The following is a 24,158-nucleotide window of genomic DNA, read 5'->3' as shown; positions in this document are numbered from 1 at the left end:
CTTCAGCCCTGTTGGCGGCTGTTGGTCTGGATGTAAAGGATGATCAGAAAAACTGCCGGCACCAAAACGAACAGCAGGCTGGCCACGAAACCGAGATCGTTGGTTTCCATCGGTGTTGACGGGAGTCACCGGACCGTATCACCGGCCATCGGCCCTTCTGGGCTGTCTTCATCGGTCGTTGCGGATTGCTGCTCAGCGGTCTCCGGCTGCTCCGGCCACGCGGTGGGGCCGGCCGGCAGGGGGGCAGCCAGGGCCGCTTCCAGCTGGGCCTGACCATCGGCAAGCCCCAGCTGCGGACGGGTCAGCACCACCACCGAGTGCTCCACCAGTGCCTGACAGGCCAGGCGCCAATCGAGAGGACGGTTCTGGAGCTTGCGGTCTTCCACGGCCGTGCGGGCACTGAGCGCGGTGGAGTCGCCCGGGGCCACCGCCACAAAGCAGGTGATGCACTGGCCGCAGCCGCCGCAGTTGCCAAGCTTGCCCTTAAGGCCATAGAGCTCGACGCCCTCGCGCAGGGCCACCTCACGCAGATTTTCTCCGGGGAAGCACTCCACATCGAGCCCCTCGCGGACGAATCGGATCACGGGCATGGAGGGTCAGGCGACAGACCCCATTCTCAGGGAAGAGGTTGCGATTTGTAACCGCGTTGGCGTCAATCGACAGGATCCACGGTCACGGCTCGTTTCAGCTGATGGGGTTCGCCCGCCCCATGCCACCGAGAACCCTTACGATCAGCCGACGGATCGATCCAATCGATCGTCCACCGCTAACGCTTGCGTTGCGGCAACTGTTTGTTTCGCCGGATCTACCCCCATGGGACTGCCCTGGTATCGGGTGCACACAGTCGTGATCAACGACCCGGGCCGCTTACTGGCCGTGCACCTCATGCACACCGCTCTGGTCGCCGGCTGGGCCGGCTCCATGGCTCTTTACGAGCTCGCGATTTTCGACCCCTCCGATCAGGTTCTCAACCCGATGTGGCGCCAGGGCATGTTCGTCATGCCCTTCATGGCCCGCCTTGGCGTGACTGGAAGCTGGAGCGGCTGGAGTGTCACCGGTGAAACCGGGGTTGACCCCGGTTTCTGGAGTTTCGAAGGCGTCGCTGCAGCACACATTGTCTTCAGCGGTCTGCTGTTCCTTGCCGCCATCTGGCACTGGACCTACTGGGATCTGGAGATCTGGCAAGACCCCCGCACTGGTGAACCGGCGCTCGATCTTCCCAAGATCTTCGGCATTCACCTGCTGCTGGCAGGTCTTGGCTGCTTCGGTTTCGGCGCCTTCCACCTAACCGGGGTCTTTGGTCCGGGGATGTGGGTCACCGATCCCTACGGACTCAATGGCCACATCGAGGCGGTGCAACCGTCCTGGGGGCCAGAGGGTTTCAACCCCTTCAATCCAGGCGGAATTGTGGCCCACCACATTGCGGCGGGGATCGTTGGCATCATCGCCGGCATTTTCCACATCACCACCCGTCCACCGGAGCGGCTGTACAAAGCCCTGCGGATGGGCAACATCGAAACGGTGCTGGCCAGTGCCATCGCCGCCGTGTTTTTTGCCGCCTTCATCGTGGCTGGAACGATGTGGTATGGCTCAGCGGCCACTCCTGTGGAGTTGTTCGGACCCACTCGCTATCAGTGGGATCAGGGCTACTTCAAGACAGAAATCAACCGTCGTGTGGCCACGGCCCTCGAGAACGGTTCCTCCAAGGAAGAGGCCTATGCCGCGATTCCTGAGAAGCTCGCCTTCTTTGACTACGTCGGCAACAGTCCTGCCAAGGGAGGCCTGTTCCGTGTCGGCCCCATGGTCAATGGTGACGGCCTGCCCACAGGCTGGATCGGCCATATCAGCTTCACCGATCAGGAAGGACGTGAACTTGAAGTGAGGCGCTTGCCGAACTTCTTCGAGAACTTCCCGGTGGTGCTGGAAGACAGCCAGGGCATCGTCAGGGCCGACATCCCCTTCCGACGCTCCGAGGCCAAGTATTCCTTCGAGCAGACCGGCGTTACCGCCACGGTCTATGGCGGAGCCCTCAATGGTCAGGTCTTCACCGACCCGGCCGCGGTCAAGCGATTGGCCCGCAAGGCGCAACTGGGTGAGGCCTTCGAATTCGATCGCACCACCTACAACTCCGATGGCACCTTCCGCAGTTCACCTCGCGGCTGGTTCACGTTCGGCCACGCCACCTTTGCGCTGCTCTTCTTCTTCGGACACATCTGGCACGGGGCCCGCACCCTTTACCGGGATGTGTTTGCCGGCATCGACCCCGATCTCGGTGAGCAGATTGAGTTCGGTCTCTTCCAGAAGCTGGGCGACAAAACCACACGCCGGACGGCCCAGAGCGCCACACCTTCTGCCGGCAGCACGATCAGCTGATCCCCTCACTCCCGGAGAATCCAGATGGAAAGCTTTGCTTACATCCTCATCCTGACCTTGGCCTTGGCCACGCTGTTCTTCGCCATCGCCTTCCGCGATCCCCCCAAGATCGGCAAGTAACACCGAGGGAACCACCGGGTCTCCCCTCAACTCCAACCCCCCTGCTTCGGCAAGGGGGTTGTTTTATGGCTGCCTCGTGGCTACAGCAGGATGGTGCCGGTTCCGGAATCCAGAACGACTGCAACAACAGCCTTCTTATTTCGAGAGTTACTGTTTACACTTGAGTCAAACTTTTGGGCGTCCGTGGGATGCAATGTCCCTCCTGCCAACACACCGACAGCCGGGTGCTCGAATCTCGCTCCGCTGACAGTGGCCGCAGTGTGCGGCGGCGGCGCGAATGCCTGCAGTGTGACTTTCGCTTCACGACCTACGAGCGGGTCGAAACTGTGCCGGTGACGGTGATCAAACGCAACGGTGTCCGGGAAATCTTCAATCGCTCCAAGCTTCTCAATGGCTTGATTCGGGCCTGTGAAAAAACCGGCCTCGAGCCCGCCAGGCTGCAGTTGGTGGTCGATGAGATCGAAATGCTGCTTCAGCAGCGCAACAGCCGCGAGGTCAGCAGCAGCGAAATTGGTGAACTCGTTCTGCACCAGCTCAGCGAGATGAACGAAGTGGCCTACGTGCGTTTCGCTTCCGTCTATCGCCAGTTCCAGGGCATCCACGATTTCGTGGCCACCTTGAAAGGCCTCAGTCTGCGAACGTCACGGCCCCAGGGCGATGGCAGTTCCACCAGCCTGGCGGTCGTGGCGCGTTGATCAGCCCAGGCTGAGCTTGGTCTGCGCAGGGGGCTTTTGTATGATCGATGGTCAGGTGTTTTCTGTCGGCGGGCAGGGCACCACTCCCTCGTTCTGCCAAAGGCAGACCGCCATCCCTTCATGACCGTGACCCCTTCCGAGATCAGCAGCACCGAGGCCAATCTGGATCTCGCCAACGAACCAGCGGCAGATCTGGACCTCGACATCCCGGAAGAGGTTCCCACTGCGGATGACCCAGCCAGCCGGGCCGTCTCCCGTGACTTTGAGAGCGCCGGCTTCACGCTCGATGAGTTCGCCTCCCTGCTCAGCAAGTACGACTACAACTTCAAGCCGGGTGATGTGGTGAACGGCACGGTATTCGCCATGGAGCCCAAGGGCGCCATGATCGACATCGGCGCCAAAACGGCCGCCTTCATGCCCCTGCAGGAGGTCTCGATCAACCGGGTCGAGGCTCTCAGCGATGTGCTGCAGCCTGGCGAGGTGCGTGAGTTCTTCATCATGAGTGAGGAGAACGAGGACGGCCAGCTCTCGCTCTCGATCCGCCGCATTGAATACCAGCGGGCCTGGGAGCGGGTGCGTCAGCTCCAGAAGGAAGACGCCACCATCTACAGCGAAGTCTTCGCCACCAACCGCGGCGGTGCCCTGGTTCGGGTGGAAGGCCTCAGGGGCTTCATCCCAGGCAGCCACATCAGCACCCGCAAGCCCAAGGAAGATCTCGTTGCCGATTTCCTTCCCCTCAAGTTCCTGGAGGTCGATGAAGAGCGCAACCGCCTGGTGCTCAGCCATCGCCGCGCCTTGGTTGAGCGCAAGATGAATCGCCTCGAGGTGGGCGAGGTAGTGCTCGGAACCGTCCGCGGCATCAAGCCCTACGGCGCCTTCATCGACATCGGTGGAGTCAGCGGTCTGCTGCACATCTCTGAGATCAGCCACGAGCACATCGAAACACCTCACACGGTGCTGAATGTGAATGATCAGATGAAGGTGATGATCATCGACCTCGACGCCGAGCGGGGTCGGATTTCGCTCTCCACCAAGGCCCTGGAGCCGGAACCCGGTGACATGCTCACCGACCCCCAGAAGGTGTTCGACAAGGCCGAGGAGATGGCGGCCCGCTACAAGCAGATGCTGCTGGAGCAGGCTGAAGAGAACGAACCGATGGGTGTCACCCTCGACTGAGCCGTTCCCAGGGTCTGCCGTGGCGCCGGTGGCCCAACTCCGGCTTAAAGGTGTTCCACTGGGTTGGCTTCAGGCCGTTCTCTTCGACAAGGACGGCACCATGAGCCGCAGCGAACCCAAGCTGCTTGCCCTGGCTGAAGCCAGGATCTTGGCCTGCCTCAGCCAGGTGGGTTCAGGGCATCGCGCCAGGCTTCGGGATCTTCTGGAAAGTGCCTATGGCGTCAGGGCTGGCCGGATCGATCCGGCCGGGATCACCGCTGTGGCCAGCAGGATGCACAACCTGATCGCCACGGCAACGGCTTTCGCCCAGGTGGGTCTTGGCTGGCCTGAGGCCCTGAATCGCAGCGAAATCCTCTTCGACAGCATCGACGCGGCTGCTGGCAGCGAACCAGCCTCCGCCCCGACCACCAAAGGGCTGGCGCCGCTGCTGCTTGCTCTCGATCGGGCCGGTGTTGTCCTCGGGGTGATCAGCAACGATCAGACCCATGGCATCAAGCACTTCCTAGCGGCCCATGGCCTGGAGAAACACATCCGGGGCATCTGGAGCGCCGATCACCTGCCGGCCAAACCCAATCCCTTGGCCGTCCATCACTTCTGCGCCCAACTGGGCGTTGACCCTGGCGCTTGCGCGCTGATCGGCGACGCCGACAGCGATCTAGCCATGGCGGTCGCGGCCGGGATTCCCCATGCACTGGGCTACACGGCCGGCTGGGCCACCAAGCCGAAGCTGGCCGGCGGGCACCTGCTGATCGATCACTGGTCGGAGCTCACGGTGCAGGCCACAGATCCAGCCAATCACGCCTGAAGCCAACAAGTTCAGGGGCGGCGGCACAGTGAATCAGGCAAGCCTGATGTGAGAAAGGATGCTGGGAACAGGCGATAAGCTCATGGCCAACGTCTTGGATCATCCTTGAATGAGCCGTTACATCTTCACCTCTGAATCGGTCACAGAAGGGCATCCCGACAAAATCTGCGATCAGATCAGTGATGCCGTTCTCGATGCCCTGCTCAGCATCGATCCACTCAGTCGGGTGGCCTGTGAAACGGTTGTGAACACAGGCCTCTGCCTGCTGACCGGCGAAGTGAGCACCACCGCCAAGGTCGACTTCACGACCCTGGCGCGCGGGGTGATCGAGCAGATCGGCTATAGCGGAGCCAGAGCCGGTGGGTTCGATGCCCACAGCTGCGCCGTGCTGGTGGCACTCGATCAGCAATCCCCAGACATCGCCCAAGGGGTGGACGAGGCCGACGATCACGCCGGAGATCCGCTCGACCAGGTGGGCGCCGGCGACCAAGGCATCATGTTCGGCTTCGCGTGCGACGAAACACCTGAGTTGATGCCCCTGCCGATCAGCCTGGCCCACCGGCTGGCAAGAAGCCTGGCCGAGGTGCGCCACAACGGCCTCCTGGCCTATCTCCTGCCCGATGGCAAAACCCAGGTCAGCGTGGTGTACGAGAACGATCGACCGGTGGCGATCGACACCCTGCTGATCTCCACCCAGCACACGGCCGTGATCGATGGCATCAGTGATGAGGCCGGCCTGCAGCGGCGCATCGCCGACGACCTCTGGGAGCACGTCGTCGTCCCCGCCACGGCCGATCTGATGATCCAGCCCGATCGCGGCTCCACCCGTTTTCTGGTCAACCCGACCGGCAAGTTCGTGGTGGGGGGGCCCCAGGGCGATGCGGGCCTGACCGGCCGCAAAATCATCGTTGACACCTACGGCGGCACCGCCCGCCACGGCGGTGGTGCCTTCTCCGGCAAGGATCCCACCAAGGTGGACCGCTCCGCTGCCTATGCGGCCCGCCATGTGGCCAAGAGCCTGGTGGCGGCAGGCCTGGCCGAGCGCCTTGAAGTGCAGCTCAGTTATGCCATCGGGCTGGCCAGGCCGACCAGCATCCTGGTGCAGAGCTTCGGCACTGGAAAGCTGGGCGACGAGGATCTCACCGCCCTGGTCCAGGAGCACTTCGATCTGCGCCCCGGCGCCATCATCGAAAGCTTTGGCCTGCGCACCCTTCCCCAGGAGCGCGGCGGCCGCTTCTACCAGGATGTGGCGGCCTATGGCCATTTCGGCCGGGATGATCTGAATCTCCCTTGGGAGAACGTGGAGGCCAACGCCACGGTCTTGCGGCAGGCCACAGTTGGAAAGATTGCCGCCGGCAGCGCCATCTGAGCGGAGATGGTGCGGCCGGCACCACCAGACACCCTGGCCCTGGGCGTTGATTTCGGCAGCAGTGGGCTGAGGCTCGCCTTGATGGATGCTGAAGGTCTCGCGATTCGTGGCTGCGAACGGGCTCTGGCCTATGGACGACCCTTTTCCGATCCTGAGGGATGGCGCCTCGGCTTGGTTGCCTTGGTGGGCTCCCTGCCCAGGGAACTGCGCTGCCGCGTTGGTGCGATCAGCCTCGATGGCACATCCGGCACCCTGCTGCTCTGCCGGCCGGACGGCTCGGCACTGGCTGAGGCCCTGCCCTACGACAAGGCCTGCCCCGAGCAGGCCGGCAGGCTCCAGGCCCTGGTGCCGGAGGGGACTTCGGCAGCGAGCGCAAGCAGCAGTCTGGCCAGGGCACTGCGACTGATCAACCAGCACCAGGGTGGCCCTTTCCTGCTCCGCCATCAGGCCGACTGGCTGATGGGCTGGTTGCTGGGTCACTGGCGCTGGGGCGAAGAAGGCAACAATCTGCGCCTGGGCTGGGATCTAGCCGGCGGGCGCTGGCTGGGAACACTCCTGGATCAACCCTGGAGCGCAGCCCTACCTGAGGTGGTTCCAAGCGGCAGCAGGCTCGGCAGCTTGAACCCGCTGGCGGCCACAGCCTTGGGCCTGCCGCCGAGCTGCCAGGTGGTGGCCGGCACCACCGATGCCAATGCCGCCGTGCTGGCTGCCGGCCTGGCGAGCGGCGACGGCCTCACCGTTCTGGGCACCACGCTGGTGCTCAAACAGTTCGTCGACCGCCCGATTCAGGCCCCTGGGGTGAGCGCGCACCGCCTGGATCAACGCTGGCTTGTGGGGGGAGCCTCCAACAGCGGTGGCGGCGTATTACGCCAGTTCTTCAGCGATCAGCAGCTGGCGGAGCTAAGCCGCCAGATCGACCCCAGCCGGCCGAGCGGCCTCCAGCTCCAGCCGCTGCCGGGCCGGGGTGAGCGCTTCCCCGTCGACGATCCCGATCGGCAGCCGGTGCTGGGTCCCAGGCCTGTGAGCGATGCCCTGTTTCTGCAGGGGCTGCTGGAGGGGATGGCCCAGATCGAGGCCGAAGGCTGGCAACGGTTGCAGGCGCTTGGAGCTCCAGCGATCGGGCGGGTGATCACCCTCGGTGGCGGCGCCCGCAATCCCCAGTGGCGCCGACTGAGGCAGCAGGCCCTGGGTGTGCCGGTGATCAACCGTCCGGGATTGTCGTCGGCCCTGGGCAGCGCCCGGCTGGCCTGTCGGGGGCTAGGGCCCGAAGATGGAGGCGACCTGCTCCCATTGCCCCCAGAGCCATGAACGAACGCATCAAATCCGTGGTGTCGATGGCCCTGTTCGTTGTGCTGGCCGGATTTGTGGCCTTCAGCAGTACGCGCCTGGCCCTGTTGCTCTGGCAGCGCTTCGGAGCCGGCTGAAAGCCGGGCGGGCCAGAATCGGCGTCCCTGTCACCTGGAAGCCAATGCCCGCCGATCCACTCACTCCCGATGTCAGCGCAAGGATCTGCCTGCACATGAACAACGACCATGCCGAAGCGGTGCTCTCCTACGCCCGCCATTACGGCGGCGTTGAAGCCCCCCAGTCGGCCCGGATGCTGCAGGTGCTCCCCGAGGCCATGGAACTGGAGGTGGACGGCAGCACCGTGGCCGTCCCGTTTGATCACACCCTCACCGACAGCGAGGATGCCCATCGCACCCTGGTGGCCATGCTGCGTTCCATGCCCAAAGGCTGAGCAGGCCCAAGGGCTGAGTAGGCCCAGGAGCTGTGAACCGGATTGCCTTTTGCGTACAGCCCGCTGTTCTGGTCGCTTCGCTCTGCAAAGAGGCCGCAACCGTGAGCGCTCAAGGTGGGAACCCTGAGCAGGCAACCCAGCCTGGGGGCGAAGCCTTGTCTTGGATTCACGCCGTTCTGCGCGGAAGCCTGGAGCTTGTCTGCCAGCCCTGTTGCGCAATCTGCCGCCAGGCCATCCGCTCCGGCAGCGAGGCCGCACTCTGCGAGCCCTGCCAGAGCCGCCTCGCCCTACCCGCCGGCGGACTCCAGGGGCAATGGCCGCTGCCGTGGTGGAGCCTTGGGCTCTACGAAGGGGCCCTGCGCCAGCTGCTGCTCCGCCAGCGAACCAACCCCCAGCCACAAATGCTGCGCAGCCTGGCCGGAAGTCTGCGCCAGACCCTGCCTGCCGAACTCCAGGGCAACGGCCGGATCGTGGCGATTCCCAGCTGGAAGCAGCGGGGGTGCAATCCCTTACCCCAACTGATCTGCCAAGGGCTTGGGCTACCTGAAATCCAGCCGCTGCAACGGCGCCGGCCCACCTTGGGCCAGCACCACCTGAACCGGGCCATGCGCGCGCTCAACCAGGCGGAGGCCTTCCGCTGCCAGGCCAGTGCCATGGGCAAGCCGCCTGGCTGGCGCCGGCAGCCGATCTTGATTGTCGATGACATCCTCACCACCGGAGCGACGGCCAACGCCGCCGCAGTGGCTCTGCAAGACGCAGGATTTCGCGTGGCTGGCCTGCTCTGCTTGGCCCGCACCCCAGCTCCAGGCCGTGATCTAAGATCCACATCTGCTACCTCAGTAGCAAGCCGGGATAGCTCAGTTGGTAGAGCAGGCGACTGAAAATCGCCGTGTCCCCAGTTCAAATCTGGGTCCTGGCATTCATTGATCAGACCATCCCATCCAGCGTCCGCGCTGCTCCGCTCCGTTCCCGTCAGCTCGCTGAGATGCCGGCCATGAAAGGGCCCACTCACAGCAGTCGGCTGACCCATGCGGCCCACGCCCCATTCCTGAGTCGCCCAACCTCCCTCCCAGGTTTCTCCATGCCCATCCCTCCCGAGCAGCCACTTGATCGGCAGTTCACCAATGCCGACAGCTACGGAGTGGCCTTTGACGCTGTCTGGGAGAAGCTCAACCCAGCAACCACAGGCGAGCCAGCCAACCGTGAGTTAACGCTGCAGCAAGCCATCGCTGAACTCAGTGACCATCCATTCGCCATCAGCAAGCCCGAGTTGGTCATGCAGGTCGCCCTGTTCCGCTTGCGCCTGCGGGAACGGTGAGGAAGCACGCACCAGCGCCAAGCGGCCAGCTCGGCACAGGCTCGGCACAGGCTCGGCACAGGCTCGGCACAGCATGGCATGGCACAACTCAAGCTCAGCCAGCTGCCGATGCCGATGCCGATGGAACGTTGATCAACGCGGCCTTGCCTGAATCCAGCAGTTTCAAGTCCGTTGCCAGTCAGTCGCCAGTTAAGGCAGAGCTCATGGAGCCTTTAGAACCTTGCAACAGGTCCTTCTGCAGCCAGGAAAGGACGAACCAGAAGAGCCAAAGCCAAACGAATAGGGTGACGGAATGATGACCCCATCCTCCCGATTACTGATCCAACTCGCTGCGAGTTTCAGCAATCAACGCCAGGCCTTCGAGAATCCTCCTCTCTATGGCCACATCCTGGTTCGATTCCGGCCCTTGCCCCAGTTGATGCCAGGCTCACTGCTACTGGAGCAGGCTTATGCCGTCACTCCATTGCAACCCTATCGAATTCGTGTCCTCACAGTGAAGGAAGATCACCGCGGACTTGTGATCGTCAACCACACCCTTCGAGACTCCAAACGCTTCTGGGGTGCCGTAGAGGATCCCAGCAGGAGGGCTGAAATCACAATGGATGATCTCGAAAGCCTGGAAGGTTGTACCTACTACGTGCAGGAGCAGGGCGAAGGGTTCTTCGGAGAAGTGGAACCTGGCTGCCGTTGCATCGTCAAACGCCAAGGAGTGCCGGCCTATCTGGTGAGCAACTTCCAACTGGATAGTCAAACCATGCAAACCGTCGACCGCGGCCACGATCCCCAGAGTCACGAGCAACTGTGGGGATCACTGGCAGGACCCTTCGTATTTGAACGCCTGGCCGACCACAGCGATGAGCTACCGATGGACTGGCTTGCCAAGTGAGGACGCCCAGGAGGCCAGTGAAGCTATGTAATGATTTCACCTATCTTGGTATAAATATTAGCACTATTGCTTAGTATCTTGAAAAGAACATTGACACGTATGGCACTGACGCTTCTCCCTTACGCGCGCACAACCCAGAACGCACGCGTTGCATCTTTTTCGGTTGGGAACGATGAGTCCATACGCCAAAAAACAAGCCGTACAGAACAAATAGAAAGCGCCTACCGTCAGATATTCTTTCATGCTTTCGCCTATGACCGCGAAGCGATGCTGGAGTCGCAATTCACCAACGAACAAATTCAAGCTCGTGACTTCGTGCGAGGCTTGCTTTTGTCCAAGAAATTTCAAGATGGCTTCTATCAATGTAACAGTAATTACCGCGTCGTAGAGCAAGTCGTCGGGAGAGTCTTAGGGCGCGACACCTTCGGAGCCGACGAAGAAATGGCGTGGTCGATTGTTATTGCAACAAAGGGATTTGCGGGATTCATCGATACTCTGCTTGATTCGCCAGAGTATCTTGACGCTTTCGGTTATGACCAGATCCCCCATCAACGCTCCAGATCTCTACCGGGCCGTCAACAAGGCGAATTGCCTTTCAACCAGAAAGCACCTCGTTATGACGCCTACTGGCGTGAGGTCAGCCAGCAACGAGCCCCCTCAGGGAACGGCCAAGCTGGTCTGAATTTGCCTGGATGGGTGAATGGCCAGCCCCCAAAAGTTATTTTGCAGATCTGGCTGGGCTTGGCGGCCTTCGGCGGCGTAGCCATTATTGGAATTCTACTAGCCACTGCCGGGGCCATGTTGAGCACGGGCTGGAAATAGGCTGTAGGTGCCTGTAATGCCAGAATTGATGGGACAGGTTAAAGCCGATAAACTCTATAACTTTGCAGGCCTGCTACGCCGCGAGAAAGTCTTGACGATCATCAAGGCTTTCCTCGTAGTTGGCATTTAATTCTTGATTAACGTCATCGATAAAATCAGAGTCATCCAGCAAAGGTTCTGCATGGCTGGCTTGAATTCGCTGAGGGTCAGAATGATTCGGTTGTGCGAAGGACTCCAGGGGTTGACCCACCGCTGAGGTTTTGGCATCTAAATAGAGCCCAAGTCTCTGGATCGTGGCAGCTGCTTCACTTAAGGCTTGATCACTCGCCTGACAGCTCAAACCATCCTTCAATCCGGTTATAGTGCCCTCATTCATTAAGGCAGATAAGAGTTCAAGCTGCTCTTCTGCCTCCAAAAGGCGTATGACCAAGGTTTCACATATCTGCGATAAAGCCTCAACCTGCTCTGCTAACCTCTGATGAGATCGGTCCACGGGAAAGATCGCGGATACACGAATCGACTTTACCGCTAATTCGTGGCAAGTCCAGCCTTGGCCACTTAGAGTTTATTGTCCATCTACAAGACTGGTAGATCTGATCAACCCATGGCAAATCCCCTGAACCATCGCTCCGCCTTTGAGCAGCAAACGCGGCTCCAAGCACTGCTGGTTCAGAACTGGGGCAAAAGATTGGAAATCAACGCCGGGGGGGGCAAGCTAATTGTCAGTCTTGAGGCCGATATCCAATCGACTTGGCAGTCAGCAGTGGCAGGTCTTCACTTAACCACAGATAACAATATTGTCTTCGCTTCAGATCAACAGGAAAACGAAAAGCCGTGCATCCTCACCTACGTCGTTGGCTCGGCGTTGAAGGTGACTGGCGCCCATAATCCCGATGAACTCTATGCATTGATGATGGGGATTGGTGTCGATTCTCGCGATGCATGGCTTGTGGCAGACCATTGCGAAGGTCTTGACCTTGGGATGGTGTGGTCATTTTACCGAGATCGTCATGATTTTCTCATTGCAGTGCCACTGATGAACACTGAATTCGCTGCAAGTTTAATGAGCAGCGATGGCTGAATTCTTAAAGCACCGCTCCTCACTCAGCGGTGGTCAAAAAGAAATCCATGGATGTAGGCCTCGGTCCATTCTTCACCATAAAATCTTGTTAGCATACCGCGGGCAGGATCTTTCTCAGCTCGGTAGTCGAGATATCTAAGTTGCCCCTCTTTTAATTGCTGCATCCGTGAATCATCCACTGGATTGGCCTCTGCAATGAGATCAAGATAGAGATCCAGATAGGCAACAAATGCAGCCATCAAAGGCCCTTCAATCAAGGTCTCACTCTCTGCTGTCAGTGGCAACCGGGTCCAGAGAAAGCAGGGAGAGAAGTATGGTTCTGCCTCATCAGGAATAGGGCCTCCATCGGGTAACAGTGCGCGGAAGTGGTCAAACACCGGCCTCAATCTTGACCAGACAGCCTGCGTATGGAGACGATCTCGTTTCAAGACGGGTTGAAGATCCAAAGCGATCAGGTGACCTCCCGGCAACGTCACCAGGTCAGCACCAAAGAAGGGAAGATCAAAGCGGGGCTCCGGGCTGATCACAAGATTCAGCACCTGGGGATTCGGCTCTGCATCCACACAGGCAGCCCTCGCCTGACGGAGTTTGTCATTTCGCACTCCCCAGCTTGTGGTCGTGACAGCGATCGGCTTGGCACGAGACCCGGTGCTACCCACCTTTTCCGCCATACCTGCCGGAATCGGATAAGGCTCCAACGCGAGTTTTGCCGTGATCTGAGTCACAGCATGGTTGAAGAAAGGTTCCCAGCGCCAGGTCATAAGTGTTTGACAGGAGTAGACACAAAAGAAGAAAGGGGAAAAAGGAACGCTCGCATAAAACGATTACTCCATTCCTCCCCAAAATAACTGGTAAATAAACCGTGGGCAGGATCACGTTCCGCGCTGTACTGATCGTAAGCACGCTGCAGAGTTTCGACACGATCACTCTGTTCAGGTGTGCTGACTGCCTCTAAGTGCATCGCCGCATAGGCCTGAATGATTTCCTGAAAAGACTGCTCCACCAGCGGCTCAAGCTCGGTGATAGACCCCCGCGCAAATAAAAGAAACGGCGAAAAATATTGATCTGCATCGTACGCACGCATCGCTTCACCAGCAGCCAGGCTTGGATGGCGAGCCTGAATGGCTTTCAATCCACACAAATACCGCTCGGCATAGCTGCTGCCCTGCTCCAAAGGTTGGAAGTCCATGACAGCAACCAACTTATCTCGAACGGCAAAACCAAGAAGATCGATGCCAAGAATCGGTTCCTCTCGACCGAATTCAGGGTAGGCCACAGCATTGAGAACTTGGACAGCATCACCGCCATCTAGTTGCGTCACTCTCCACCGGCGAATACCTGGCGCCTGCCAAAGGCTACTGCGAATAACTGCTCCTTTGCGTGGATTACTTTGCTCAGCCAAATCAGAATCCAAGGGAAGCTGCGTACCTCCTAGACTCTTAATTTGCTCAATCAGGCTACTATGACAATGGTCAAACATTAACGGCGAGCTCCATCCAAATCAACAGCATCCAAATCCAAATTCATGAGTGCCTCACGCCTCAATTCAGCGTCCCGGCGGAGGGCGTGAAAGTCTTGCATTTCATGGCACCTAGTTTCCGTAGAGTAACTGACAAGATTGACTCCTCCCATCACCTGTGACGATCCCACGCGGACTCGCGTGTCGTCACTCAAAAACCAACAACGCTCCACCCCAGAGTTGCGATCATATTCTGTATGGAGGGTCATCACGCCAGCCTCACTGATATCGTAGCGACTGGCGACTGCCAAGCCTTCAAGATAACCAATATCGCGATACATCACACCTCGAGTGACATCTTTCGGGTCAGGAATATCCACCAATACAGCAGCATTATCATTGACGATATCCATCTTCATCGTATTGCTCTGCCAATAAAATCGAGCGCCTCCTACAGCGCCTCCGCCCGAAATGTTGAATTGCTCAGACACCCGCTCCACGGCAGGATCATCAGCACCGAATGGAACAATGACCAGATTAGAACATCCAGACTCATCATCGCTCTCTTCGAAATGGTGCACGGATCGATGTGACAGCCACATTCCAGCGCTTTTCGCCAGGAACTCCGCCATCGTGCGCGGAGAGGTCAACGACCTTGATGCAGGCACAGACAAATCGTCTCTTGTTGCATGCTGCATGATCGGAAGCAGTTTCCAGCAGGCCTAACAGATTTTGTCATGACCCAGAACTTACGTGCCGCAGTCCTGCAGGGAGCGAACCTTCGCAATCAGGACCTAACCGGTGCCAACCTCTGCCGTGCCGATCTGAGGGCCGCAGACCTGCGCGGAGCCCGGCTGGACCAGGCGCGCCTGAGCCAGGCCCGCTACGACTCGGCGACACGCTGGCCTGAAGGGTTCGACTATCGCCACTCGGGTGCCGTCGGCCCCGGTGCCAACCTGTCTGGGAAGTACCTCTGCACCGCCGACCTGCGTGGGATGGATCTGCGCGGTTGCTCGATGCTCGGCGTGCATCTCAGTGGTGCCGATCTGCGCGGAGCCATTCTCGAAGACATCTCCTTTGTGGGCGGAGACCTGCGGGGGGCTCGTTTTGCCGGAGCCTTGATGGCACGCTGCCGCTTCCGGGACACCGAGCTCGAAGGCTGCGACTTCCGCGGGGCTGACCTGCGCGGAGCCGATCTGGCCCAGGCTCGCAGCATCAAAGGGGCGGTGTTCTCAGAAGCGCTGGGGATCGAGGAATGGGCCCCTTCCTTGCTGACACGCTCCAACCAGGAACTGGATTGCTGGAATCCCCTGGCGCGTTGCAGCAGCCGCGACAGCCTTCTCACTCCGTGACGCGCCGATCCACCGATCAAACAGCTGATCAAACAGCTGATGAACCAAGGGAACAGGCGCCGACATCTGGGTTGGGTTGCCGGGGGCCAGGCGCCTGAGGCTGATGGGCAGCAACAAGCGTTTCCCTTGGCTGCCGGGGGGTCCACCGGTTAGCAGTGCGTACGGGCAACAATCGGGACAACGCCTCTGCCTGCTCGGATCCGGATCCAGGGTCAGGGCCTGGGCAGGCCCCGTGGCCAGAAGGGCGAGGCAGGCCCGACAGCCACCACACCAAGACCACAAGCCATCGAAAGACTTCATACTTTCTTCTGTTTGAAGTTTTGTTGGTGGCGTCCCTTGTTAACCCGTCCGGGGGCGAGAGACCTGAAAAACTCTCCTTCAAGTGACAGAGCGGTTTTCGTTCTATTCACTGCGTCATCATCCTTGTTTCTCCCCTAACCCATGCTCGACGCCTTCTCCCGCGCTGTAGTCAGCGCCGACGCCAAGACCGCCACCATCGGTGAGTCCGAACTCGCCGCTCTGCGCCAGTACGTGGCCAATGGCAACAAGCGCCTTGATGCCGTCAACGCGATCGCCAGCAACGCCAGCTGCATCGTTTCAGACGCCGTTTCGGGCATGATCTGCGAAAACACAGGCCTGATCCAGGCTGGTGGCAACTGCTATCCCAACCGCCGCATGGCTTCCTGCCTGCGTGACGGCGAAATCGTTCTTCGTTACATCTCCTACGCCCTGCTCGCCGGCGACGCTTCCGTCCTCGACGACCGCTGCCTCAACGGCCTCAAGGAGACCTACATCGCTTTGGGTGTGCCCCTCCAGTCCGCTGGTCGCGCCGTTGCCATCATGAAGGCTTCCTCCTGCGCCCACATCAGCGAGACCAACACCCCAGGCATGGGTGGCACCCGCTTCAACAAGATGGAAACCATCCAGGGTGACTGCTCCGCTGTCGCGTCAGAAGCCGCCAGCTACTTCGATCGCATCATCAGCGCACTCGGCTGATTTCATCCAGTCTCTGACTGAATCCTTCCCAAACCCATTCGCTTCGAAGTTTCCAATGAAATCTGTCGTTACCACCGTCGTCACTGCCGCTGACGCTGCCGGGCGCTTCCCCACCCAGTCCGATCTCGAGTCGGTCCAAGGTTCCATCCAGCGTTCCGCTGCTCGCCTTGAAGCTGCTGAAAAGCTCGCTGCTGGCTTCGACAAAGTGGTGCAGGAAGCCGGTGATGCCTGCTTCAAGAAGTACCCCTACCTCAAGCAAGCCGGTGAAGCTGGTGAAAATCAGGTCAAAACCGACAAGTGCTACCGCGACATCGCTCACTACCTGCGTCTGATCAACTACTCCCTCGTCGTTGGCGGCACCGGTCCTATCGATGAGTGGGGCATTGCCGGTGCTCGTGAGGTCTACCGCGCCCTCAACCTGCCCACCGCCGCCTATGTCGAGGCCTTCTCCTACACCCGTGAGCGCGCCTGTGCTCCTCGTGACATGAGCCCTGAAGCCGCCAAGGAGTTCAAGTCGCTCCTCTCCTATGTGATCGAGTCCCTCTCCTGATCACAGCCTTGCCCTAGGGCAAAGCCTCCCGTTGCTCTTTTGCAGCCCCTTCTGCGGCCCCACCTCGGGGCCGCTTTTTTGTCTGGCAGACTTCCCCTATCGCCTCACAACAACACCCCGGGTTCTGCCAGAAATGTCGATCGACGGACTGTTCGCCCAACTCAGCCATCCGAATCCCCACCAGCGCGACAGGCTGATGCATGAGATCATCGCCAGTGGTGATCCGAGCGTCAGCACTCGGCTACTCGGCCTTCTCGATGCTGAAGATGTGAGCCTGCGCCGGAGCGCAGTTCGGGCGATGGGGGCCATCGGTCCTGCGGTGGAGCCGCTGATCCGAGACAAGCTCGCCGAGAGCGTCGATCCAACCATCAGCGCCAGTTGCTGCAAGGGCATGGCCCAGATCGCCGTGGCTTGGCCGGATCACAATTTCAGCGCCGAGACGATCCATCTGTTGGGTCAAAAATGTCTGGAGCCCAATCCCGTGGTCCAGCTGACCGCTGTGATGGCACTCGGGGAAATGGGTTCATTGGCTCTGCCAGCCCTGGAATCTGCTCTCAAGAGTGATGATCTTGCTGTGATCATGGCAACACTGAATGCCCTGGCCTCCATGAATCATGCCGAGGGCAAGCTATTGGTCGAACAGTTCCTGGCTGATGGAGCCCACAGGGAAGACAGCATGATTCAGCAAGCGGCAACCCAGGCCCTGGATCGCTTCAGCGAACAGGCTTGGCAGAGCTGAATCAATCGATTTTGATGAGCTGCTCAAGCTGGCGAATTGCCAGTTCCATCACGGGGATCACACTGGGGTCTTTCTCTGCATGGGCGGCATCTCTCACCTGGCTGAGCACACCAGGATCTTTTTGTTTGACGAGAGCCAGTGCTGCGACCCTGCGCACAACTCCAGATGAATCGGCAAGCCCGATAAGAAGCTGAGGCAGGTATTGAGGATCGAGCAGATTACCTAAAGCCGTGACAACCTCAGCGCGAACATCCGCCGAAGGATCCGAGTAACACTGAATCAGCAGTGCGATCAGTTCAGCATCCTGACTGGAGCGTATCTGCTCCGCAATCACCTCCACCAAGGCCGCGCGCTGATCCGGGTTCCCCGTCTGCATGGTTTCAGCCAAGGGCCCAACCTCCTCAGCGCCAATAAACGAGAGGGCCCACCGGGCCAATCCTTTAACGATGGCACCCGCATCAGGATCCTGAAGTTGTTTCATCAGGAACGGAACCGCGTCGGCGCCACAACGGGCCATGGCACCAGCCGCCGAGCCCTGCACCACCGGATCGGGATCATGACTGAGGGCAGCATCAAGATCTGACAGGGCTTCTGGGGCCTCAATCAGGGTCAGCGTCTTGGCAGCAGCACGACGAACCGCCACATTCTCGTGCCCGCGCAGGGCCTTGAGCAGGAACGGAATGGCTGGGCGGCCAATCGCTCCGAGCGTCTCGGCGAAGTTGAAGCGCACAAGACCGCGGGGATCCGCCAATCCCTCAACAACGCGCGCCAAGGCCTTCGGGTCATCGCCGCAGAATTGACCGTTGGCCAGGGCAGAGCGCACTTCAGCCAGCAGGGCATCATTTTCCTTCGGCGTGAACTGAGGTGAAACCGTACCGCTCATTGAGAGTCCTGGTCTTGGAAAGCCATTCTCCAACATGCAGCATCACCTCGGTATTGGATCACGAGTTCTGAAGAGTTCTTGCCAATACCAAAGCCTGGTCCTAGATAGGGCCCCATCAACAGGCCCAATGTTCGCAAGTATGGAAAAACTGATTCCAGTGGCTCACCAACGCCCCTGGCATTTCCTTACCAGAACCGGGAAATACCCTACTTCAGATGAGTCTATGGGCTCGGCAAAACATGGCGAACCAACAACTGTAATAACTGATTCGGGTTTCAAAAATTCTTTAGCAAAACTCAGCTTATCTGAACTTCGCAAGCAGGCCGCACGGCAAGGCATTGACAATGCAGGAAAACTTTCCAAAGCCAAATTGATCGAGCGACTACTCACGAGCTGAGGCCCTACAGCTTCGAATCAGGCCCGTCTAACCTTGATCCTGCTCAAAAGCAGTGGCCCTGTCGTTTCTTCAAGACTGCTACCTCAGACTTCTGGCCCAAAGCTTTCATTATTGTCGTTGCCAACTCAGATCATGCGCTCGTCGATGGAACAACAATCGCCTTCGGCGCACATGAAAGCACTGATCGCCCAGGCTCGCCTATTCACGCTGCCCAATTCCTTGTCACTCAGCAATGAGCACGTCCAATACCTCCTTGAGGCGGATCAAGCGAAGCGACTGCTGCATGGCGAAGAGCTCCAAGCCCTCTGTAGCGAATCACAGGCAGATCAGGAAGACATTCTGAATTTTCAACGCTTGATGCCATCGCTTGTGGAGCATGCCAAATCAACCCTTCATGGGCAGTTTCCACAGCTGTTCACAATCGGCGGTTCCCTGCACACTCCCGATCGATCCAAGGCTTGTTGGCGCGATCTCTGGCATTTTCTGCGCATCGCCAGCTATGGCGCAGCCATCGGTGAGGCGGGCTTCTGCGACCAGCAGGGCTATGCCGCGACCATGGAGCTCTATCGGCTGCTCGATGTTCCGGTCGACGCCATGGCTTCAGCCCTGCTGGACATGGCCAGCACCTATCGCGCGCAGCTCCAACCTTCAGCCATCTCCGCCACCCAGCAGCTGTTGCTCTTGGGCCTCGCTGGCATCCACTCGGCCCTTGAGGAATCCCACCACTTGAGCTGGAGCACCACTGGTTAATGTCCTTGGAACCAGATTATTGGCTTTCCCCGTGACGACTGCATGGCGGTAGCGCGAACCACAATCAGATAAAATGAATCAAGACAGATCACCAGCTATGGCCACTGACACCAGCTTCGTGATCTCCCACAACTTCCAGTTACCGAGCGAGAGCTACGCTGATTTACGGGGAAGCGCCTTGGTTGAGCTTCTCACAGACGGGCTGGACACCGGAATCACCACTGGAGCGGCCAATGGAATCGCCATTAAAGAACTTGTGCACCCGCATTGGCGCGCCAAGGTAACCGCACCACTGGAGCCAATCGCTTTGGCCCGCCTTCTCGGCCAGACCTTGCGCAACCAGCGTGTGCGGGCCGGGGAATCTGATGCTTATACCGTGCTGCTTTTAGGAGGCCGAAAGGATCAACCAGGACAGCTTGGATCTCCACTGCAGCTCGGAGGGTGGGGTGTCGACCTGGTGGAGACCAACAGTCCCGAAGCCTTTCTCAAGGGGATCTCCTGGGAGGCCCTGAAGGGCGCTCGTCCGATCGATGCCGTCTTCGAAATCTGGGAACCTCAGTGCCAGTGACTTCAGACCATGTCAGATCACCGTTTTTTCAACATTCATCCCGGCCTCGGCAAGGATGAAGCCATCTCCATGCTGCTGAGACCGCTCAAGGATCTCGACCTTGAGAGTGACCGCTACACGGCAGCCGCGCACCTGATCAATTTTCCTGGAGAGGACACCGAAGCGGCACTGATGGCCTGCCTCCAGGACACAGACGGGGCCCAAGCCCAGAGGATTGCGCGGCGCAAATCAGTAGAAACCCTCGCCCGGCTGGGCTGCCGGCGTGCCACAGCGGGCATCGTCGACTGTCTGACAAGTCAGGATCCCTATCTTGTCGAGAATGCAGCCTGGGCCTTGGGTCAACTGGGCGCAGACGATGCGGGAATCCAGGCCAGCCTGATCGAGTTGCTGGCCGACCCCAGCCAGAGCAGGAGAGTCATCGTGCAGGTTCTCGCCCGCCAGCGATGCCAGGCCGCCCTCGAACCCATCGCGGCTTTCGTGGATGCCGACGACGGGATGCTGGCCACGGCCGCTATCACAGCCTGCGCATTGATCTCGGGCAATGGCTCAGAGTTGGAGCAATTGGAGCCGTTCCTGTTTCACCCCAATGTGAACGTCAGGCGAGGCGTCATCCAAGACCTGATGGACGTGGGTTGGCTGCCGGCCATTCCACGCATCGGACAAGCCCCTGTCTCGCCTGTGTTCCGGTTACGGGGAATCCGTCATCTGGCCAGCCTTGCCGGCAACACAGACGCGGCCTGCTTCGGCGAGCCTCTCTCCGATGAGCTGCTGTTAGATGTCCTCGATCGTCAACTCGATGATCGCCCCGAAAGCTTGCAACTGGTTCATCGTTACGACCAGCCCCAAGCGCTTGAATCCTTGGTACGTGAGCTGTACGGAACCGACTTCGGACGCACCTACCTGGCGATCGTCTCCTTGGAGGAGCAGTTCGGCAAAGCGGCCTTACCGGCCCTGGTTAGCAGCTTTGAGCAGGAGGGCTGGAACGACTACGGAGCCCACTACCACATGATGCATCTCTTCGGACGACTGGGCGACCCGATGCTGCTGCCGTTGGTGATCGATGGGCTCAACAACCAGCGGCCCCAATTTCTGAAATCCCGACCGGCTGCAGCCCTGGCCCTGGCACGGCTGCAAACAACGGAGGCCGGAAGCGTGTTGCAGGAGCATGCGGTCAGTGCCAGAAGCTGGGAGCTGCGCTACGCCTGTGTGATGGCCCTGGAAAGCCTCGGCCTCAACCCACCAGAGGCGTGCTTGAGCGACGGAGATCGGCTGGTTGGCCTACGGGCTAGGCGTTGCCGGCGCGTTGTTGGCCCAACTGACTGAGCAGCTGGTCAACCTCCTTAATTTCGGGATGCTCGAGCAGGTCACGCTCCACCCGTGCCTGGGGAAGCTTCAGCTTGTGGCCCATGGTCATCACGTCCTGCACCAACCGCTGCCGGTAGGCCTGCAGGTCTTGAATGGCGAGCTCAAGCTCCCCCGGGCCTTCTGAACTGGTGATGGAACGATCGCTGAGGTCTGGCATCAAGGCGTTTTGGGGCCCAACCGACCCATCTTCCCCCCTGACTGGAGTCGGCGGGCTGGGCTGAAAAGCTTTTGCGCTGAAAAGCTTGTTACGAAATCCTATGAGTCCACCAACTCAGGGGAAAGGAAAACCGATGAGATCTAGCCTTTCTGGGCGGACAGCCGCAAAGGTCTCAAGTTGAGAACCAACCCTTCGACCTTAGGGATTGCTTAGCGCCTTGGCGAGCGAAGTGTCGGTTTCGGCATGCCTACGCCTGCCGCTAGCACATCGTCCTCACCAACAACCACGCCGCTCATCACGACGCGGCTCACCCTCTTTTCAAGAACCCATGCTCGACGCCTTCTCCCGCGCTGTAGTCAGCGCCGACGCCAAGACCGCCACCATCGGTGAGTCCGAACTCGCCGCTCTGCGCCAGTACGTGGCCAATGGCAACAAGCGCCTTGATGCCGTCAACGCGATCGCCAGCAACGCCAGCTGCATCGTTTCGGACGCCGTTTCGGGCATGATCTGCGAAAACACCGGCCTGATCCAGGCTGGTGGAAACTGCTATCCCAACCGCCGCATGGCTTCCTGCCTGCGTGACGGCGAAATCGTTCTTCGTTACATCTCCTACGCCCTGCTCGCCGGCGACGCTTCCGTCCTCGACGACCGCTGCCTCAACGGCCTCAAGGAGACCTACATCGCTTTGGGTGTGCCCCTCCAGTCCGCTGGTCGCGCCGTTGCCATCATGAAGGCTTCCTCCTGCGCCCACATCAGCGAGACCAACACCCCAGGCATGGGTGGCACCCGCTTCAACAAGATGGAAACCATCCAGGGTGACTGCTCCGCTGTCGCGTCAGAAGCCGCCAGCTACTTCGATCGCATCATCAGCGCACTCGGCTGATTTCCTCCAGTCTCTGACTGATCCTTCCCAAACCCATTCGCTTCGAAGTTTCCAATGAAATCTGTCGTTACCACCGTCGTCACTGCCGCTGACGCTGCCGGTCGCTTCCCCACCCAGTCCGATCTCGAGTCGGTCCAAGGGTCCATCCAGCGTTCCGCTGCTCGCCTTGAAGCTGCTGAAAAGCTTGCTGCTGGCTTCGACAAAGTGGTGCAGGAAGCCGGTGATGCCTGCTTCAAGAAGTACCCCTACCTCAAGCAAGCCGGTGAAGCTGGTGAAAATCAGGTCAAAACCGACAAGTGCTACCGCGACATCGCTCACTACCTGCGTCTGATCAACTACTCCCTCGTCGTTGGCGGCACCGGTCCTATCGATGAGTGGGGCATTGCCGGCGCTCGTGAGGTCTACCGTGCCCTCAATCTGCCCACCGCGGCCTATGTCGAAGCCTTCTCCTACACCCGTGAGCGCGCCTGTGCTCCTCGTGACATGAGCCCTGAAGCCGCCAAGGAATTCAAGTCGCTCCTCTCCTATGTGATCGAGTCCCTCTCCTGATCACAGCCTTGCCCTAGGGCAACGCCTCACGTTGTTCTTTTGCAGCCTCTTCTGCGGCCCCCACTCGGGGCCGCTTTTTTGTCAGATTCGCTGATTGAACTCAACAAAACGATCAAGCCCTGATCGTCGGATTGATGTAACAATTGACGCATGAGAAGAGAATGGGCCGGTGCCCATTAGTAAGATCTTGAAGAACTGAACCATGGCACCCAAGCCCCCTGGGTATGCCATTAGTCCCCCGAGCACTCCCAGCATGACCTTTGGACCTGCTTCCTTCCTTGGCGTAGAGCGATTCACATCAATCGGCGCTCAAGAGCATTTCACGGGTGATGAAAACGCTGATAAAGACGTCATCATCAGAGCAATTTACCGCCAAGTTCTTGGCAATGCCTATGTGATGGAAGAAGAGCGCCAAGTCGTTGCAGAATCACAATTCAAGCTCGGTCGAATCAGCGTTCGTGAATTCGTCAGGCAATTAGCAAAAAGCGATACATACCAAAGCCGCTTTTTCGATACCTGTAGCCGGTATCGCTACATTGAGCTCAGCTTCAAGCACTTACTGGGCAGAGCACCAGACAACTTCGAAGAGCTTCGCAGCCATAGCACCATTCTTGACGAATTTGGATTTCAAGCCGACATCGACAGTTTTATCGATAGCGTCGAATATCAAAATCGCTTTGGCGAAGACACCGTTCCCTATCTGCACGGCTGGCAAACCGGCGCTGGCAAGAGTATGCGGGAATTCACCTGGATGTTCCAGCTCACCCGGGGAGCCAGCAGCAGCGATCTCAAGGGAGACGTCGCTGGCATTGCTCCCAAGCTCGGCAGTGCCGCTTACCAGAACACCAGTTTCCCAGTGATCAGCCCCAGCAATACGGCCAGCAGCTTCCGCCTGGCTTCTCCGAATGGCATAGGCAAGACCCGCTCAGGCGTCGGAGCCGGCCAAGAGGGAAAGGTGTTTCGAGTTCAGGTCAGTGGCAATCAAGCGAACAAAGTTCAAAAGTTTTCGCGTTACCGCCAATCAAGCCGGGTGTATTACGTCCCATTCGAAAAACTCTCCGAACAATACCAACGAATTCACGCCGAGGGCGGGAAAATAGCCAGCATTACACCTGTCAATTGATCAA

The 24,158-nt window shown here is 59.3% G+C and carries 32 protein-coding genes and 1 tRNA gene; 25 read left to right on the top strand and 8 right to left on the bottom strand.

What is annotated here, in order from left to right; all coding sequences use genetic code 11:
• Positions 1–2 precede the first annotated feature (2 nt).
• Together psbM and BM449_RS09350 are read right to left on the bottom strand one after the other, a co-directional pair.
• Complete coding sequence (psbM, locus tag BM449_RS09355) at positions 3–110, bottom strand: photosystem II reaction center protein PsbM (RefSeq protein WP_071801005.1); 108 nt, start codon at positions 108–110, stop codon at positions 3–5.
• A gap of 15 nt (positions 111–125) precedes the next feature.
• A complete protein-coding gene (locus tag BM449_RS09350; RefSeq protein WP_071801004.1) occupies positions 126–590 on the bottom strand; it encodes a 2Fe-2S iron-sulfur cluster-binding protein in 465 nt (154 codons plus the stop codon).
• A 223-nt stretch (positions 591–813) separates the two neighbouring features.
• Here BM449_RS09350 and psbB point away from each other — a divergent pair, with 223 nt between their 5' ends.
• The 13 genes from psbB to BM449_RS09285 all read left to right on the top strand — a co-directional run bounded on the left by psbB (position 814) and on the right by BM449_RS09285 (position 11,302).
• A complete protein-coding gene (gene psbB, locus BM449_RS09345) occupies positions 814–2,373 on the top strand; it encodes a photosystem II chlorophyll-binding protein CP47 (protein WP_071801003.1) in 1,560 nt (519 codons plus the stop codon).
• 24 nt (positions 2,374–2,397) lie between these two features.
• Complete coding sequence (locus BM449_RS09340) at positions 2,398–2,493, top strand: photosystem II reaction center protein T (protein ID WP_043368769.1); 96 nt, start codon at positions 2,398–2,400, stop codon at positions 2,491–2,493.
• A gap of 188 nt (positions 2,494–2,681) precedes the next feature.
• Positions 2,682–3,188 (top strand): transcriptional regulator NrdR, encoded by a 507-nt coding sequence (gene nrdR / locus BM449_RS09335; protein ID WP_071801002.1) that lies wholly within the window; start codon positions 2,682–2,684, stop codon positions 3,186–3,188.
• Between the two features lie 120 nt (positions 3,189–3,308).
• Positions 3,309–4,364, top strand: a complete 1,056-nt coding sequence (locus tag BM449_RS09330) for a 30S ribosomal protein S1 (protein ID WP_071801001.1) — start codon at positions 3,309–3,311, stop codon at positions 4,362–4,364.
• A gap of 19 nt (positions 4,365–4,383) precedes the next feature.
• The gene (locus BM449_RS09325; RefSeq protein ID WP_233830603.1) at positions 4,384–5,169 is read left to right on the top strand and encodes an HAD-IA family hydrolase; all 786 of its coding nucleotides are present in this window, start codon (positions 4,384–4,386) and stop codon (positions 5,167–5,169) included.
• 109 nt (positions 5,170–5,278) lie between these two features.
• Positions 5,279–6,538 (top strand): methionine adenosyltransferase, encoded by a 1,260-nt coding sequence (metK, locus tag BM449_RS09320; RefSeq protein ID WP_071801000.1) that lies wholly within the window; start codon positions 5,279–5,281, stop codon positions 6,536–6,538.
• Between the two features lie 6 nt (positions 6,539–6,544).
• Positions 6,545–7,846 carry an FGGY-family carbohydrate kinase gene (locus tag BM449_RS09315; protein ID WP_071800999.1) on the top strand — a complete coding sequence of 434 codons (1,302 nt, stop codon included), beginning with the start codon at positions 6,545–6,547 and terminating at the stop codon, positions 7,844–7,846.
• A gap of 160 nt (positions 7,847–8,006) precedes the next feature.
• Complete coding sequence (locus tag BM449_RS09310) at positions 8,007–8,276, top strand: DUF2470 domain-containing protein (protein ID WP_071800998.1); 270 nt, start codon at positions 8,007–8,009, stop codon at positions 8,274–8,276.
• Between the two features lie 155 nt (positions 8,277–8,431).
• Positions 8,432–9,157, top strand: coding sequence for a ComF family protein (locus tag BM449_RS09305; protein WP_145536775.1), 726 nt, complete (start codon positions 8,432–8,434; stop codon positions 9,155–9,157).
• Positions 9,123–9,195, top strand: a tRNA-Phe gene (locus BM449_RS09300). Before BM449_RS09305 ends, BM449_RS09300 begins: the two co-directional genes overlap by 35 nt.
• Positions 9,196–9,357: 162 nt before the next feature.
• On the top strand, positions 9,358–9,594 hold the full coding sequence (locus tag BM449_RS09295; protein ID WP_071800996.1) for a hypothetical protein: 237 nt from the start codon (positions 9,358–9,360) through the stop codon (positions 9,592–9,594).
• Between the two features lie 292 nt (positions 9,595–9,886).
• Entirely contained in the window at positions 9,887–10,480 is a 594-nt protein-coding gene (locus BM449_RS09290) for a chromophore lyase CpcT/CpeT (RefSeq protein ID WP_071800995.1), read from the top strand.
• A 99-nt stretch (positions 10,481–10,579) separates the two neighbouring features.
• On the top strand, positions 10,580–11,302 hold the full coding sequence (locus BM449_RS09285) for a phycobilisome rod-core linker polypeptide (protein ID WP_071800994.1): 723 nt from the start codon (positions 10,580–10,582) through the stop codon (positions 11,300–11,302).
• 73 nt (positions 11,303–11,375) lie between these two features.
• Here BM449_RS09285 and BM449_RS15010 read toward each other — a convergent pair whose 3' ends face one another.
• Positions 11,376–11,732 carry a hypothetical protein gene (locus BM449_RS15010; RefSeq protein WP_162922864.1) on the bottom strand — a complete coding sequence of 119 codons (357 nt, stop codon included), beginning with the start codon at positions 11,730–11,732 and terminating at the stop codon, positions 11,376–11,378.
• Between the two features lie 174 nt (positions 11,733–11,906).
• Here BM449_RS15010 and BM449_RS09280 point away from each other — a divergent pair, with 174 nt between their 5' ends.
• Complete coding sequence (locus BM449_RS09280; protein ID WP_145536782.1) at positions 11,907–12,383, top strand: hypothetical protein; 477 nt, start codon at positions 11,907–11,909, stop codon at positions 12,381–12,383.
• A 23-nt stretch (positions 12,384–12,406) separates the two neighbouring features.
• On the opposite strand, the gene BM449_RS09275 is transcribed toward BM449_RS09280, so the two are convergent.
• The 3 genes from BM449_RS09275 to BM449_RS09265 are packed head-to-tail and all read right to left on the bottom strand — an operon-like array spanning position 12,407 to position 14,474.
• Positions 12,407–13,144 carry a phycoerythrobilin:ferredoxin oxidoreductase gene (locus BM449_RS09275; RefSeq protein ID WP_071800992.1) on the bottom strand — a complete coding sequence of 246 codons (738 nt, stop codon included), beginning with the start codon at positions 13,142–13,144 and terminating at the stop codon, positions 12,407–12,409.
• Positions 13,141–13,863 (bottom strand): 15,16-dihydrobiliverdin:ferredoxin oxidoreductase, encoded by a 723-nt coding sequence (locus BM449_RS09270; RefSeq protein ID WP_071800991.1) that lies wholly within the window; start codon positions 13,861–13,863, stop codon positions 13,141–13,143. Before BM449_RS09270 ends, BM449_RS09275 begins: the two co-directional genes overlap by 4 nt.
• Positions 13,863–14,474 (bottom strand): phycobiliprotein lyase, encoded by a 612-nt coding sequence (locus BM449_RS09265; RefSeq protein ID WP_071800990.1) that lies wholly within the window; start codon positions 14,472–14,474, stop codon positions 13,863–13,865. Before BM449_RS09265 ends, BM449_RS09270 begins: the two co-directional genes overlap by 1 nt.
• A gap of 105 nt (positions 14,475–14,579) precedes the next feature.
• Here BM449_RS09265 and BM449_RS09260 point away from each other — a divergent pair, with 105 nt between their 5' ends.
• From BM449_RS09260 to BM449_RS09245, 4 genes are all read left to right on the top strand, one after another.
• On the top strand, positions 14,580–15,194 hold the full coding sequence (locus BM449_RS09260) for a pentapeptide repeat-containing protein (RefSeq protein ID WP_162922862.1): 615 nt from the start codon (positions 14,580–14,582) through the stop codon (positions 15,192–15,194).
• 441 nt (positions 15,195–15,635) lie between these two features.
• On the top strand, positions 15,636–16,190 hold the full coding sequence (gene cpeB, locus BM449_RS09255; protein ID WP_071800983.1) for a class 1 C-phycoerythrin subunit beta: 555 nt from the start codon (positions 15,636–15,638) through the stop codon (positions 16,188–16,190).
• Between the two features lie 55 nt (positions 16,191–16,245).
• Positions 16,246–16,740: a class 1 C-phycoerythrin subunit alpha gene (gene cpeA, locus BM449_RS09250; protein WP_071800982.1), complete on the top strand. Its 495-nt coding sequence runs from the start codon at positions 16,246–16,248 to the stop codon at positions 16,738–16,740.
• A 133-nt stretch (positions 16,741–16,873) separates the two neighbouring features.
• Entirely contained in the window at positions 16,874–17,479 is a 606-nt protein-coding gene (locus tag BM449_RS09245) for a HEAT repeat domain-containing protein (RefSeq protein ID WP_071800988.1), read from the top strand.
• 1 nt (position 17,480) lies between these two features.
• Here the strand turns inward: BM449_RS09245 and BM449_RS09240 are convergent, their stop codons facing one another.
• Positions 17,481–18,362 carry a HEAT repeat domain-containing protein gene (locus BM449_RS09240; protein WP_071800987.1) on the bottom strand — a complete coding sequence of 294 codons (882 nt, stop codon included), beginning with the start codon at positions 18,360–18,362 and terminating at the stop codon, positions 17,481–17,483.
• A gap of 139 nt (positions 18,363–18,501) precedes the next feature.
• On the opposite strand from BM449_RS09240, the gene BM449_RS15005 reads away from it, so the two are divergent.
• The 4 genes from BM449_RS15005 to BM449_RS09225 all read left to right on the top strand — a co-directional run bounded on the left by BM449_RS15005 (position 18,502) and on the right by BM449_RS09225 (position 21,400).
• The gene (locus tag BM449_RS15005) at positions 18,502–18,759 is read left to right on the top strand and encodes a Rho termination factor N-terminal domain-containing protein (RefSeq protein WP_145536785.1); all 258 of its coding nucleotides are present in this window, start codon (positions 18,502–18,504) and stop codon (positions 18,757–18,759) included.
• Between the two features lie 219 nt (positions 18,760–18,978).
• The gene (locus tag BM449_RS09235; RefSeq protein WP_162922861.1) at positions 18,979–19,509 is read left to right on the top strand and encodes a hypothetical protein; all 531 of its coding nucleotides are present in this window, start codon (positions 18,979–18,981) and stop codon (positions 19,507–19,509) included.
• Positions 19,510–19,606: 97 nt separating this feature from the next.
• Positions 19,607–20,077 (top strand): DUF2656 family protein, encoded by a 471-nt coding sequence (locus BM449_RS09230; RefSeq protein ID WP_071800985.1) that lies wholly within the window; start codon positions 19,607–19,609, stop codon positions 20,075–20,077.
• A gap of 9 nt (positions 20,078–20,086) precedes the next feature.
• Positions 20,087–21,400, top strand: coding sequence for a HEAT repeat domain-containing protein (locus BM449_RS09225; RefSeq protein ID WP_071800984.1), 1,314 nt, complete (start codon positions 20,087–20,089; stop codon positions 21,398–21,400).
• On the opposite strand, the gene BM449_RS09220 is transcribed toward BM449_RS09225, so the two are convergent.
• On the bottom strand, positions 21,363–21,599 hold the full coding sequence (locus tag BM449_RS09220) for a hypothetical protein (protein WP_071802159.1): 237 nt from the start codon (positions 21,597–21,599) through the stop codon (positions 21,363–21,365). The genes BM449_RS09225 and BM449_RS09220 overlap by 38 nt on opposite strands.
• A 328-nt stretch (positions 21,600–21,927) precedes the next feature.
• Between BM449_RS09220 and cpeB (BM449_RS09215) the strand changes: the two genes are divergently transcribed.
• From cpeB (BM449_RS09215) to BM449_RS09205, 3 genes are all read left to right on the top strand, one after another.
• A complete protein-coding gene (gene cpeB / locus BM449_RS09215) occupies positions 21,928–22,482 on the top strand; it encodes a class 1 C-phycoerythrin subunit beta (protein WP_071800983.1) in 555 nt (184 codons plus the stop codon).
• Between the two features lie 54 nt (positions 22,483–22,536).
• Complete coding sequence (gene cpeA / locus BM449_RS09210; RefSeq protein WP_071800982.1) at positions 22,537–23,031, top strand: class 1 C-phycoerythrin subunit alpha; 495 nt, start codon at positions 22,537–22,539, stop codon at positions 23,029–23,031.
• A gap of 253 nt (positions 23,032–23,284) precedes the next feature.
• Entirely contained in the window at positions 23,285–24,154 is an 870-nt protein-coding gene (locus BM449_RS09205) for a phycobilisome linker polypeptide (protein ID WP_071800981.1), read from the top strand.
• Positions 24,155–24,158 lie beyond the last annotated feature (4 nt).

It is taken from the genome of Synechococcus sp. SynAce01 (genome assembly GCF_001885215.1).
Lineage (GTDB): Bacteria > Cyanobacteriota > Cyanobacteriia > PCC-6307 > Cyanobiaceae > Regnicoccus > Regnicoccus frigidus.
Note: the sequence above shows the minus strand (reverse complement) of the source record. Positions and strands in the feature narration are given on the sequence as shown.